General features: G+C 45.8%; 15 protein-coding genes and 2 riboswitches. Of the genes, 9 read left to right on the top strand and 6 right to left on the bottom strand.

Annotated features, from left to right (window positions below):
* Nucleotides 1–5: 5 nt before the first annotated feature.
* The 5 genes from ATL39_RS07560 to ATL39_RS07580 all read right to left on the bottom strand — a co-directional run bounded on the left by ATL39_RS07560 (nt 6) and on the right by ATL39_RS07580 (nt 4,705).
* The gene (locus ATL39_RS07560; protein ID WP_120192717.1) at nt 6–782 is read right to left on the bottom strand and encodes an anti-sigma factor; all 777 of its coding nucleotides are present in this window, start codon (nt 780–782) and stop codon (nt 6–8) included.
* A complete protein-coding gene (locus ATL39_RS07565; RefSeq protein WP_120192718.1) occupies nt 775–1,341 on the bottom strand; it encodes an RNA polymerase sigma factor in 567 nt (188 codons plus the stop codon). Before ATL39_RS07565 ends, ATL39_RS07560 begins: the two co-directional genes overlap by 8 nt.
* 145 nt (nt 1,342–1,486) lie before the next feature.
* Nucleotides 1,487–2,674 (bottom strand): ABC transporter permease, encoded by a 1,188-nt coding sequence (locus tag ATL39_RS07570; protein ID WP_120192719.1) that lies wholly within the window; start codon nt 2,672–2,674, stop codon nt 1,487–1,489.
* Between the two features lie 22 nt (nt 2,675–2,696).
* Nucleotides 2,697–3,980 carry an NCS2 family permease gene (locus ATL39_RS07575; RefSeq protein WP_120192720.1) on the bottom strand — a complete coding sequence of 428 codons (1,284 nt, stop codon included), beginning with the start codon at nt 3,978–3,980 and terminating at the stop codon, nt 2,697–2,699.
* Nucleotides 3,981–4,044: 64 nt separating this feature from the next.
* Nucleotides 4,045–4,146, bottom strand: a riboswitch (purine riboswitch).
* Between the two features lie 127 nt (nt 4,147–4,273).
* A complete protein-coding gene (locus ATL39_RS07580) occupies nt 4,274–4,705 on the bottom strand; it encodes an Asp23/Gls24 family envelope stress response protein (RefSeq protein ID WP_120192721.1) in 432 nt (143 codons plus the stop codon).
* A 261-nt stretch (nt 4,706–4,966) separates the two neighbouring features.
* Here ATL39_RS07580 and ATL39_RS07585 point away from each other — a divergent pair, with 261 nt between their 5' ends.
* The 9 genes from ATL39_RS07585 (at nt 4,967) to ATL39_RS07625 (ending at nt 11,583) form a co-directional block, all read left to right on the top strand.
* Nucleotides 4,967–5,191, top strand: coding sequence for a DUF2273 domain-containing protein (locus ATL39_RS07585; RefSeq protein WP_120192722.1), 225 nt, complete (start codon nt 4,967–4,969; stop codon nt 5,189–5,191).
* A 21-nt stretch (nt 5,192–5,212) separates the two neighbouring features.
* The gene (amaP, locus tag ATL39_RS07590; RefSeq protein ID WP_120192723.1) at nt 5,213–5,779 is read left to right on the top strand and encodes an alkaline shock response membrane anchor protein AmaP; all 567 of its coding nucleotides are present in this window, start codon (nt 5,213–5,215) and stop codon (nt 5,777–5,779) included.
* A gap of 30 nt (nt 5,780–5,809) precedes the next feature.
* On the top strand, nt 5,810–6,376 hold the full coding sequence (gene amaP / locus ATL39_RS07595; protein ID WP_120192724.1) for an alkaline shock response membrane anchor protein AmaP: 567 nt from the start codon (nt 5,810–5,812) through the stop codon (nt 6,374–6,376).
* A 31-nt stretch (nt 6,377–6,407) separates the two neighbouring features.
* The gene (locus ATL39_RS07600) at nt 6,408–6,863 is read left to right on the top strand and encodes an Asp23/Gls24 family envelope stress response protein (protein WP_120192725.1); all 456 of its coding nucleotides are present in this window, start codon (nt 6,408–6,410) and stop codon (nt 6,861–6,863) included.
* 55 nt (nt 6,864–6,918) lie between these two features.
* Nucleotides 6,919–7,500 carry an alkaline shock response membrane anchor protein AmaP gene (amaP, locus tag ATL39_RS07605; RefSeq protein ID WP_170146868.1) on the top strand — a complete coding sequence of 194 codons (582 nt, stop codon included), beginning with the start codon at nt 6,919–6,921 and terminating at the stop codon, nt 7,498–7,500.
* Nucleotides 7,501–7,530: 30 nt separating this feature from the next.
* Complete coding sequence (locus ATL39_RS07610; protein WP_120192727.1) at nt 7,531–7,785, top strand: DUF2273 domain-containing protein; 255 nt, start codon at nt 7,531–7,533, stop codon at nt 7,783–7,785.
* Between the two features lie 49 nt (nt 7,786–7,834).
* On the top strand, nt 7,835–8,527 hold the full coding sequence (locus ATL39_RS07615; RefSeq protein WP_245960949.1) for an Asp23/Gls24 family envelope stress response protein: 693 nt from the start codon (nt 7,835–7,837) through the stop codon (nt 8,525–8,527).
* A 158-nt stretch (nt 8,528–8,685) separates the two neighbouring features.
* Nucleotides 8,686–9,573: an HAD family hydrolase gene (locus tag ATL39_RS07620; RefSeq protein ID WP_170146869.1), complete on the top strand. Its 888-nt coding sequence runs from the start codon at nt 8,686–8,688 to the stop codon at nt 9,571–9,573.
* A gap of 125 nt (nt 9,574–9,698) precedes the next feature.
* A riboswitch (Lysine riboswitch) is annotated at nt 9,699–9,872 on the top strand.
* Nucleotides 9,873–10,026: 154 nt separating this feature from the next.
* Nucleotides 10,027–11,583, top strand: coding sequence for a Na+/H+ antiporter NhaC family protein (locus ATL39_RS07625; RefSeq protein ID WP_120192729.1), 1,557 nt, complete (start codon nt 10,027–10,029; stop codon nt 11,581–11,583).
* Nucleotides 11,584–11,660: 77 nt separating this feature from the next.
* Here the strand turns inward: ATL39_RS07625 and betB are convergent, their stop codons facing one another.
* Nucleotides 11,661–13,118 carry a betaine-aldehyde dehydrogenase gene (betB, locus tag ATL39_RS07630; protein WP_120193146.1) on the bottom strand — a complete coding sequence of 486 codons (1,458 nt, stop codon included), beginning with the start codon at nt 13,116–13,118 and terminating at the stop codon, nt 11,661–11,663.
* Between the last annotated feature and the right edge of the window lie 18 nt (nt 13,119–13,136).

The raw sequence follows: 13,136 nt of genomic DNA on the forward strand, positions 1-13,136 counted from the left end.
AGTATTTAAATTTCCGCCTGCAGGACGACTTCGCCCTCCGGCAGCTCATTGTCAGGCTGTGGTTCTCTCGTAACGGCAATGGCATCCCAGTTCTGTGCGCTTTCAGTTAAGGAAAATACCGAACCGCCTCGTCCATCTGCATCTGTCGTGAAAGATCCTGCCGGTATCGGTGACTCTCCTTCAATCAGCCAGACCTGATAGACTTCATTTCCTTCCAGTCCGTCAAGCTCCTGCGCCTGCACGAGCAGTTCCGCCTGGTTTCCCGATTCCGCAAGCGTTGCAATACCAGTCCCTGCAGTATCTTCTGCCGGCTCCAGGTTTGCTGTTACGACCGGGCTCGCCGTTCCGCTTTCCTGCTGCTCTTCCATGGCTGTCTCTACAGAAGTCAGCTCTTCTTCGAGCTGTTCATTCTGCGAAGCCACCTGCTGAAGCTGGGTCGCAACAAATACGTTGGCTCCCACCGATAACAGCAGTCCGGCTGCGAGCAGGCCGCCAATAAGGCCGTAGCGCTTATTTTTCTTTTTTCCTGTAAATACGGCTTTCGGCGCCGGGGATTCCTGTTTGTCTTCTGCAAACACCGAGCCAAGCACGCGTTCTTTCATTCCTGCAGGAGGATCGACCGTTTGTAATAACCAAGCGGGCTCTTCCATTAATTCTTCCCATTCCTGCAGCTCTTCTCTTAATTCTTTATCGTGTTTCAGCTCATATTCAAACGCTTCTCTATCTCTGTCCGAGAGCTGATTGTTCAAATAGTCAAGAATTGCATCATGTTTGTTATTCAATTTCGATCCCCCTCTCCACAGCGACCATATCCTTCAGCTTTTTGAGCGCCAGCCGGAGCCTGCCTTTTACTGTTCCAAGCGGAATGCCGCATGCTTCAGCAATCTGGCTCTGCGACATGCCCTGAAAATAAAACAAACAGATCATCCGCTGCTGCTCGTCCGGCAGTTTATGAATAACTGCCTGAAGCTCTGTCCGCTCTTCCTTATTCTCTATTTCTTCTTCTACAGAGGGCATCTGTTCATGGACAGAGTCTCTTTCCTCCCATTCGTATATTTCCATTTTTTTCTTGCGAAGGTGATCAATAGACGCGTTCCTGGTGATCGTCAGCAGCCAGCTCGAGAATTTGCCGCGGGATTCAGTGTAGGTGCCGGCTCCTTTTCCTCTCCACAGCTTAAAGAATACATCCTGCATCACTTCCTCGGCAGCCTGCTTATCTTTTATCATATTATAGGAAAACGAGTACAATAGGCGTTCATAGCGGGTGTAGAGGATTTCGAGCGCTTCTTTGTCCTGCTCCCGGATTCTCTCATACAGCTCCGCATCTGTTAATGTCGACATTTCCTGTCCCCCTCTTCATTCAACATAAAGTAAATCCATCCGGCAGGGGGTATGCTTTTTGTACTTGCCTAGTATACGCATGAAACCCCTGATTGGATGCTTTTTTTCAGAAAATAAGTCCAATGGATCAATGATACCGCTTCATTTATAATTTCGGCAGAAACCAGTTTTTATTAAGAATGAGCACAAGAGCGACCGCTCCTGCTGTATAGAAAAGCTGGAGCAGCGTTCCTCCTGCACCGGCCGATATGAGAAGAACAGCTGCATGAACTGCCATAATGAGCGCAGCAGCTCCTGCCGGCTCTCGTTTTCTCGCCTTTTCCTTTACAGGGTATACGCCGAGAGGAAGCGAATACTCGTACAGCTTTGGAAAAGCAGACAGCTGACGGCCATATAAATACACGACGGCCGCCGCTGCTATAATTTTTGCTGCTGTGCTTTCAGAATAAAAAAGCAGCAGGGAGCCAATGCCGGTAAATAGGAACCAGCTTTGCAGATAGCTGCCTCTTCTAATGAAAGAAAGAATGCTTATGTAAAGCATTGGCCTTTTCCATGAAACAACCTTTGCAGCGGCTCCGGCCTTTTTCCAGAATCTTATTTTTTCAGGCAGAAATGGAACCTCTGCAAACTGGGAAGCTGCTCTGTAAAAGCGAAGACTGAGACTATGCTCTGTTTCCTGGACTTTCTGCCATTGAAATGGCAGCATCTTCAGCGCCTTTCTTCTATCATAAACAAATACGGCATAAAGAGCCATCATCAAACCATATAACCAGAACCAGTGAAAGAATAGTCCCAGAAGCGCTGCTGCCGTCAAACAGGCCGGAACCGACCTATCTCTGAACAAGGCCGGTCTTGTGTGAACATAATAATGAAAGTATGTACCTATTACATGGAGCACCGCTATTCCCGCAGCAATTCCGTAAAATAAAGCAAACGGCTCCTCCTCAAGCGGTCCGGCATAATAATATGTTCCTGTATAAACAAGGCCTAAAAGAAGCAGAGGTACTTTTCGCAGAAAAGTAAAACGCCGTCCCCACCCCAGCAGCTCATCGATCCGGCTTTCAGCCGGGAGCAGAAACACCATATCCGCCGGCTTTACTAAAAGCCGCTGACTCGTGCGAAGAAGCAGAACTGACCAAATGGCAGCTGCTGTCAGCTGCCAGACAGGCCCGTGCTCTGCGCTTTGCAGCCAGGCACCGTAATAATAAAAACTAATCAGAATAACAGCAAGAGCGGCAACCACAAGGCCCCCGCTCATCATATACCCTCCGTATTTCATGCGTTCCTGCATGTAGGCTTCTGCCCGTTTCTGCATTAATTGTAGTAAAAACATGGAAGAGCCCCTTTTCTTTTAGTTAAATGACCATCATGAGCACATAATGCAGGAAAAACAAAGAAGATATTACGTACATTATCGGTGAAACCGAACGCGGTTCCCCCAGTGCCAGCTTTAAGAGTGGATAGGCAATAAATCCAAAAGCAATGCCATCCGCAATCGAATACGTTAATGGAATCAGTCCGATAATAAGGTAGGCCGGCAGCCACTCCGACATTTCCTGGAAACGAATGTGACGAATTTCCTGAACCATCAGCCCGCCGACAATAATGAGTACCGGCGCTACTGCTCCGTCCGGAATGACCGTAAACATAGGTGCAAAAAAGGCAGACGCCAGAAACAAAACACCAACAGTAATAGCCGTCAAGCCTGTTCTGCCTCCTTCAGCGATACCAGAAGCACTTTCCACCGTTGGAATGGTCGGGGAAGTTCCAAACAGACCGCTGGTAAAAGCAGATGCTGCGGAAGCCTGATACGATTTTGGGAACTTCTTTTTGTCCGGCAGCATACCATTTAACAGCCCCATGCTTTCAAACATCAGGATAATCATTAAAGAAAATACGGCTGTCCAGAAAGACAGCTGGTATACTCCGCTGAAGTCGGAGGCGCCAAGCATCTGAGTATAGCCTGTAAACTGAATACTATCTGCCTGCGGCGGATTGGTCAATCCAAACAAAAACGCGACGCCTGTTGTCAGTACGATCCCAATCAGAAAACTTCCTTTTACTTTTCGGACGAATAAACCCATCGTAATCAGCAGGCCTAAAATCGTCAGCAGCGCCTGAGGAGAGGAAATCGCCCCCATCGTTACAAACGTTTCGGTATCAGCGGTGATTAGCTGGCCTTTCTGCAGGCCGATAAATGTCAAAAAGATACCTACGCCCACGGTAATACCTATTTTCAGAGAATCAGGCACAGCTCTTACCATAATGCCGGCAAGCGGCGTAATCGTCGCTATGAAAAACAACAGACCCGCTGCGATAACTGCCGCAAGCCCCTGCTGCCACGTAAGGCCGAATCCCTGGACAATGGTATACGTAAAAAACGCGTTGATCCCCATTCCCGGGGTAAGAATCATCGGGGCATTTCCCCATCCCCCGATCATAAAACAGCCTGCCGCGGTTGCCAGTATGGTAGCTGCCAGAGCGTACGCATACGGAATACCGGCATCAGCAAGAATTGCCGGATTAATGATCAAAATATAGGCAATCGTAAAGTAGGAGGTTAAACCGGCAAGCAGTTCCTGCTTTAACGTCGTCTGGTTTTCTTTAAAATGAAACAATCGATTCATGAATATCACCATTTCCTCAAAAAAGTTACAGGCGGACGCGCTGCAGCTTTTTCCACAAAAAAAGCTACAGATCTTCTATTTTCAATAGAAGACCCGTAGCTCGGAGAAATATGGCTCTCCTGTAGAAACCCTGAACCCTTATCGTCCAGATTATACGAGTATTACATCCGTTTTGTACGAGGGTTATTATATATAATCCGCGGGGATATTGCAACAGATTTCTTCTGTTCTAAGCGGATGTATGTAAAAGCAGGCATAAAAAAAGACCGGCGCTTCTCCTGCTGAAAACCGCCGGTCCGTTTTTTCTATTCTACACGTTTTTCGTTCGTAGTGTCCTGGACTTCCTGCTTCTCGTAGCCCAGCTTGCCTTCGCCTTCTGAGTCGATGTCATCTACGTGCATCTGCACTTCTACTACTTCAAGGCCGGTCATGTGACGGATATTTTCAGTAATTCTTCTTTTTGCTTCATCGTAGACTTTCGGAATATCGGAGCCGTATTTGATAACTACATTCAAATCGATCGCAGCCTGCTTTTCTCCTACTTCAGCCGTTACGCCTTTAGTAAGGTCTTTTCTGCCCAGTCTTTCTGTCAGGCCTTCCACCGCTCCTGTGCTCATGGATAAAATCCCTGGAATTTCTACTACAGATAACGCGGCAATCTTCTCAATGACACCTGCATTATACGTCAGGTCCCTTTTGTTTTGATCGGTTACATTTGTTTGTGTTTGTTCAGCCATTGATCTCAGTCTCCTTTATAGTTAAGTCTACGATAATATACCCGGTTAATAGGAATCCTTAACATTTATTTTGAAAATATTTGTATTTTTTTTCATGTTCTTTTTAAATTTTGATTAATTTCGATGTAAATAAGATAAAAAAGCCATCTATCAAAAAGATATTCCAATAAAATTTATTTCTATAAATGAAATACATGTTTTTACAAATGGGTAAAAGGGGAATGCAGTAACTATTCCACCAATGAAAGGCGGTGAAGAAATATGAATGAAGATAAAAAACAGCTTCTTGATTATAGAGGAAGAATTGTAAGCATTATTATCGCATTGCTTCTTGTTATTGTCTTTTTGTTCTGGGGCTTCGGAGAAGCTGTCGTTGTAGCCATCATTTTTGCTGTAGGTTATCTTGTAGGCAGACAACTGGACGGACACCGGGATATTCAGGTATGGACGCAGAAAACGCTGCGTTATTTTACTGAAAGAAGATAATCAGCAGAAGGAGGCGCAATCATGACGGTTGCATTACGATTTTTCTTATTTATATTTGTAGTATTAAACCTTGCGCTTGCAGGCGTTCTTATCGCCGGCTTCTTTCAGTGGCAGCCGGCCGTCCAGGTAATAGAAACATACTGGACACAGGCATCATACATGTCGCCGGAATGGTGGATTGGATTAGCGGCAGTAGCAGTCTGGGCCCTTATAAGCTTATTGTTTCTTCTGCCTGCCTTTAAACCGAAAAAGAAACCCAAGGAGAAATTTGTCAGTTCTTCCTTATCCAGCGGAAGAGTAGACATTCCCTTTCATACTATAGAAAACATTGCGTACCGGAGCGCAATTACGCGTCAGGGTGTAACCGATGTCCGTGTGACCTGTACAAAGAAACAGGATAACCAGGTTGCACTTCACCTGAAAGTAACACCCAATGAAAGAACACCGGTTCAGTCCCTTTCCTCAGATATACAGGAAACGGTAAAACAGGATGTAGAGCGCATCGCAGAGGTAGACGTTTCCAGCGTAGATGTATCGCTCAGCAAGCGTGCCGCCGGAGAACAGGGCCGGCAGGCAAGAGTTCAATAACCAGGGCTCTATGAGAAAGGAGGGTACACCTTGTCATTTTTCCTACGATTACTACTCATTATTCTAGCCATTGCAAATTTAGCTGTAGCTGTTCTTACGATCGGTGCCATCTTCGGCCTCGGCTCCGGACAGTGGATTACAGACTTTGTAGTGAATGCTGACTTCTCTTCCACTGCAGGAACTATTGCAATTATTACAGCCGTTGTCTGGCTGATTTTCAGTATTATTGCCCTGATCGCAGCGGTTAAATTCAAAAAGAAGCGTTCTGGTGAACGTATTGATATGACCATGCCTACCGGCAAGATCAGCGTATCCATGAAAACATTCAAAAAAATAGCCTATCATAACGCTATGGCTGAACCCGGCGTCAAGGATGTTAAGATGACCGGCTATCACTCCCCAACCGATGAATCTGTTTATATGAAGCTTGATATTATGGTGGACGGTCAGGCTCCTCTTCAAACGTTGTCCCGTAATGTGCAGCGTTCTGTAAAAGAAAGTATCGAAAAAATGACAGAAGTACGTGTGAGCGATATTAACATCAGCATATCAGATCAGATATCCACCACGCCGATGGAAGAATCACGCGTTCAGTAACATAAATACCACTATGTGAGGAGAATGTATTATGCAGCAAAATCAGAGCAGCAGTTCACGATCCAGCCAGAACAATTCAAACCAGCGTATTCCCGGAAAACTTAAAATTGACGATAATGTAGTACAAAAAATTACAGGACTTGCCGCTATTCAGACGGACGGCGTGCTTTCCATGAGCGGCGGCCCTATGGAAGGCCTTAAAGAAGCACTTGGACGCAAGAGTCTTCGTAAAGGAATCAGCACAGAAGTCGGCGAAAAACAGGCAGCTATTGATCTAAATATCATTATTGAATACGACAAAAGCATTCCCGAAGTATATCGGAATGTCACTAACAACGTAACGACAGCCATTGAAAAAATGACCGGTCTGGAAGTTGTGGAATTAAACCTGTATGTAGATGATATTGATACAGCAGATGACAGTAAGCTTGGAGACCGAAAAGAAAACAAAGAAGAAACAAGCACTACGACACCTCGCGTGCAGTAAACACACAGCTGTTTCACCCGTACGTTAATCAATTAAGGAAATGAGGTGTAGAACCATGTCCATACTATTCCGAGCCGCGCTCTTTCTTTTTGCTGCCGGCAGCCTGTTTATTTTATACACAGCTGCAGGAACCTGGCTTAATTGGGGGACAGCCCCCTGGATAGAAAATTCCATACTCGGCGCATCCCCGGGTTCTGAGTCTTTCTGGATCGTCCTGCTTTTAGCAGTGCTGTGGGTTATTCTCAGCATTCTTATTTTTCTCGGGGCTTTCCGTTATACGAAAAAATCAAGAATGCCTGATATCCGCTGGAAAAACGATGAAGGTCATATAGACGTATCAAACGATACGATTAAAAATATTATTTACCGGAATATCAATAATTTCGAAGGCCTCGACAGCTCTGAAGTACAGATTCAGCATATCGAATCCGACAATGTCCTGAACGTCAGAGCCCATATTACTATTAATGGAAAATCTCCTATCCAGACGCTTTCCGAAAACATTCAGGAAGCAGCAAAAGCTGATCTGGAACGCATCACTGAAATGGATGTTAAAACGTTTGACGTTATCATTAAAGATAATCTTGAACCAAGCCAGTCCGTTCCTAAAGGACCGAAAGTTTCCAGAGTTCAGTAATTATACATTCTATAAGGTGGTGTACAAATAATGAATGAAGAAAAAGATATGAACCAGCCGGATACGGCCTCCTCCAAACAATGGATCGACTACAGAGGACGAATTGTATGTACAGTATTGGCACTGCTTCTCGGAATTATCTTTCTTTTGTGGGGATTCGGTGAAGCGCTTGTTGTAGCCATCTTTCTAGCAGCAGGCTACCTAATCGGAAGACAGCTCGACGGCCACAGGGATTTTCAGGATGCAACCCGGAAAACGATGGAGTTTTTGACCGCACGCAGATAATAACAGCGGCCGTGGGAATGTTACTACTATTATTTAGGAGGCATTTATTATGCAGAATGGACCAAACGGAGAAAACAAAAAAAGAAGCGATAAATCACAGAGAAGAAGCAATAAGCCGGAAGCATCTCCGGCAGAAGAGCAGAAAGAGTCAGCTGAACGTATGGGAGGCCCGGGTTCTCCGGCCAGAAACATGGAGGGACGCACCCCGGTTCAAACGTCCAGTGATTCATCTTCAGAAAAAAAGGATAATCTTCCTGCTGAAACAAAAGACAACAGCTCGACTACTTCTGTATCTGCACCCGCAACAACAACGAGCAGTATTTCAACAAACACGCCAAACAACCCACCCTCTTCCACTTCCATTTTAATTGATGAGGAAGTAGTGAAGAAAATTGCCGCTGTCGCATTGATGCGAGTAGACGGTATTGTAGGAATGAGCGGCGGTGTTGTGGAAGGTATTACAGATCGTCTCGGCAGCGGAAACCTGACAAAGGGTGTCAGCGCAGAGGTAGGAAAAACCCAGGCTGCTCTTGATGTAAATATTATTGTAGAATATGATAAAAGCATTCCAGCTATTTTTGAAGAAGTACAGACTCATGTAGCTCATGACATTGAACGAATGACCGGTTTGGAAATCGTAGAAATTAATTTGACGGTCGATGATATCGACAAAGCCGGGGATGAGAAACTAGCTCCTCCGGAAGAAGAACCGAAAGATACAGCTCCGCCTCGTGTTCAATAATCACCTTAAAGCTGCCGGCAGCCGGCAGCTTTTTCTTTTTGCCTTTCAAGCAGTTTCATTTCTCATTCGATGCCCGGGCAAATATGATAAAATAAAAAAGCATACACGACAACAGAGACCTTTTATACAGAAAAATAGAAAGAATGGAGAGAAGCTATATGAAGACAATTGCAATTGACATGGATGGCACCCTTCTCCACGAAGACGGCTATATTACAAAAGAAAATGCCACGGCCCTGGAGAAGCTTCAGGAAAACGGAGATAAAGTCGTTATTGCGACAGGAAGAGGCATGCCCGATGTTCAGCGTCTTTTAAAAGAAGTAAACGTAAAGCCTGACGGTATCATTTCTTTAAATGGCGCCATCATTTCCTGGGGAGAAGAAATTATCCGGGAAGTACACATGATCCGTGAGGATGCTGTCGCTCTAATGCACTGGCTCGATGAACAGCAGATTTACTACCATGCCTATACGAACAAAGGCATTTATACTCCCCCGCAGTCCAGTGACTATTTCCGCAGTGACCTTGATGCCTTCACAGCTACCCTCGATAACGGCAATGAAGTAAATGAACGCATTTGGAACGTTGCAGAAGGCCACCGCAGGAAATCCAAAATGAAAGACCTTCCCACCCCTGAATTTATTGAAGAAAACCAGATTACCGTTTATAAATTTCTTATTTTATCTATGCTTGGAGAGAAGCTGCAGGGATGCCGAAACAGCTGGGAAGACCAGGAAAGTATCCATATTACCTCTTCCGGCCGTGATAATCTGGAAATTATGCATCCAAGCACCCAAAAAGGAATTGGCCTGATGCATTTAACCGAGCATGCCGGGCTTTCTATGGATAAAACCTATGCAATAGGAGATAATTTTAACGACCTGCCTATGTTTGAAAAAGCAGCTACCAGCATTGCGATGGGAAATGCCGAACCCGAAGTAAAAAAAGCAGCAACGTTTGAAACAACGCATCATAATGAAAGCGGCGTAGCGCATGCTATTGAAACGTTTGTACTAAATACTCCAGCAGGCAGCAGCTTAACCTGATAAAAGGTTTGCTTTCCCCGTGAAGCCATTGTTATAATTATTTTTGAATAAATTATGTGAATGAAGCAGTATGGAAAACACACAGAATGACTGAACATCCAATTTTATAGAAAAGCCTCATCGCTCGATGAGGTAGAGGCGCGGACGAAAAGAAGTATGTACAGATAGGGTGACACCGATAACCTGTACAAAAAGGGTTCTCCGCCGAAATGTCCGGACAGGTCATCTTCCGGGCATTGGGCCTGTATTAAATAAATACAGGACTGCCGCAGAATCAACTGCGGAGAGCTACCTGTTTTCACCGGATCCGAGGTGTCCGCTGCATGGTGACAGTCTGTCTCCATGCAGTTTTTTTATTGCCTGCGGCCTTTTCTATCCCATATAAATCAGGATACAGGCTTTGGTGAATTACGCTGCCATACGTATGCTTCATGATGAACTGGAGGAATAATAATGGAAGAATTATCTGCTCTGTCGCTTCTGCCGCCTCTTCTGGCTCTTGCGATGATTATTGTTACAAAGAAGGTTCTGCCTTCTCTGGGTTTAGGTATTTTAATCGGTGCCCTGCTCATCAACGACTGGTCTGTGCTTGCTTCCATTTCATACATATGGTCCATTTTTGCCGGTTTTTTCTACACGGACGGCGCCATTAATACGTGGGAGCTTTATATTATTTTCTTTCTGCTTATTCTCGGTGTCATGGCTGCCTTAATTAGTCTTTCCGGGGGCAGCAGAGCTTTTGGAGAATGGGCCCTGCGCCGTGTCAAAACAAGAACCGGTGCCCAGCTGGTCACCTTTTTATTCGGTATCTTAATATTTATTGATGATTATTTTAACAGCCTTACTGTAGGTCAGGTAAGCCGTCCTTTAACCGACCGACACGGGATCTCCCGGGCAAAGCTTGCCTATATTGTTGATTCTGTCGCCGCTCCTGTCTGCGTTATTGTGCCGCTTTCCAGCTGGGGTGCTTATATTATTACGATTATTGCCGGAATCCTTGAATCCTATCAGGTAAATCAATACAGCGGGCTGCAGGCATTTTTGTACATGATTCCAATGAACTTCTATGCGATTACGGCCCTGCTGCTCGTTCTTCTGATGATCATCTGGAAAACCGATATCGGTCCAATGAAAAAACACGAGCGTCTCGCACTTGAGGACGGCGTGCTGTTTGACAGTTCTAAGCTTGGCATACCGGGCGAAACAGGCGGCCAGCTTGATGAATTAACCGGCCGCGTCCGTGACCTTGTTCTTCCTATCGTTATTCTTGTAGCCGCAACGATCGTCTTTATGATCATCACTGGTGCTCAAAATGCGGAAACCGTTACGGTGCTGAGCGTGTTTGCTGAAACAGATGTGTCCGCGTCACTTGTGTACGGCGGCCTGATTGGATTAGCCGCAGCTCTTATTCTCACCCTCACTAAAAAGCCAAAGTCTTCTATGGTCGGCAAAGCAGGAGCGGCGGGTATTAAAGCAATGATGCCGGCTATTTATATTTTAATTCTTGCCTGGATCATTGTAGCCGTTATCGACGAGCTGCAGACCGGAGCCTACCTGGCTGCATTAATTGATGGCAGCATTCCACTGTTCCTCCTGCCTCTGCTGCTGTTTATTGTAGCCGGCTTTATGGCTTTCTCGACCGGGACATCCTGGGGAACATTTTCGCTTCTTCTTCCAATTGCCGGAGAAATTGCAGCTACGCTTGATATTACAATGATGCTGCCTTTCTTGGCCTCTGTGCTGGCCGGTTCTATTTTTGGAGATCATTGTTCACCGATTTCCGATACGACAATTCTTTCGTCAACCGGAGCCGGAAGCCATCATATCGATCACGTAGTGACACAGCTTCCTTACGCCCTGATTGCAGCCGGAGCCTCTTCTATAGGCTACCTTGTTCTTGGAGTGTCCGGAAGCATGTGGCTTGGTCTGTTAACCGCTGTGGTTCTCCTGGTGGCAGTTGTCTATATCATGAAAATGATTCTGTCCAAATCAACGACAGCGTCAGCATAATAAAAAGCCGGAACCTGTTTAAAACAGATTCCGGCTTTTATTGATTTTTCCTGTAAAGAACTATAGGCTATTTTTTGTTAAGCAAACCAGTTAAGGGCTGCAGGCTTCTTATTACGGAAAATATGTTTCACTTCCGTATACTCTTCAAAGCCGATATGACCGAGCTCGCGGCCAAACCCGGACTGCTTGTAGCCGCCCCAGGGAGCCTGGGCAAAGTATGGATGAAAGTCGTTAATCCAGACCGTACCCATACGAAGCTGTGCTGCTACACTTTCCGCTTTGGCAATATCATTTGTAAATACAGCACCCGCCAGCCCGTAAATGGTGTCGTTAGCGAGCGTTACGGCTTCCTCTTCTGTTTGGAACGTCTCAATAGTAAGAACCGGACCGAATACTTCCTCCTGCACAATTCTCATATCCGCCTTACACTCTGTAAAGATAGTCGGCAGATAGAACGAACCATTCTGCAGTTCTTTCTCCTGAGGACGGGAACCGCCGAGAACAAGCTTTGCTCCTTCTTCCTGCCCTATTTCTACATACTTCTCCACTTTGGCGCGATGCTCATTGGATATAAGGGGGCCGGACTGCGTGCTTTCGTCAAAACCATTGCCAAGCTTAATATTTTTAGAGCGTTTCACCAGCTCTTCTACAAATTCATCGTGCATGCTTTCTTCTATAATAAGACGCGAGCCGGCCGAACACACCTGGCCGCCATGGAAAAATACAGCGTTCATCGCCTGATCAACTGCTGTATCAAAGTCTGCGTCAGCAAAAATGATATTCGGGTTTTTTCCGCCAAGCTCAAGCGCAATTTTCTTTACGTTTACGCTTGCTGCCTGCATAATTTTCTTTCCTGTGTCGATACCTCCGGTAAAAGAAATCAGGTCTACATCAACATTTTCGGAAAGCTCGGCTCCAACCGCTGCCCCGGATCCTAATACAAGATTAGCAACTCCTTTTGGAAATCCAGCTTCTTCCATTAACTCAAATACCTTTACGGTCGTAAGCGGTGTAATTTCACTTGGCTTGACTACAATTGTATTTCCCGCTGCCAGCGCCGGGGCAATTTTCCAGGCTGCCTGAAGCAGTGGATAGTTCCAAGGGGTAATTTGTCCGCATACACCGACCGGCTCTCTAACTACACGGCTTTCCGAATCCGGAAGAGGCGAGGCGATCACTTCTCCCCCGTTTTTGTCGGCAAGCCCTGCGAAATACTGGAAGACGCCGGCAATATCATCCATATCTGCTCGGCTTTCCACCATAGTTTTTCCGGTATCAAGTGTTTCCAGCTCTGCCATCTCTTCATTATCACGTCTAATAAAGTCAGCTATCTTTTGTACCAGGCTTCCTCTAATAGCTGCAGGCGTACCGGCCCATTCACCATTATCGAAGGCTTCGCGTGCCGCCTGAATTGCAGCCCGGGAATCTTCCCTGTCTCCTTCTGCAGCCGTTGCAATAGTCTCCTGATTGAACGGATTTAAAATACGGCGGGTCTTTCCTGATGTGGCTTCTACCCACGCTCCATTAATAAACATTCTCTTATCAGACAAGTA

The organism is Sinobaca qinghaiensis (genome assembly GCF_003610495.1).
Lineage (GTDB): Bacteria > Bacillota > Bacilli > Bacillales > Marinococcaceae > Sinobaca > Sinobaca qinghaiensis.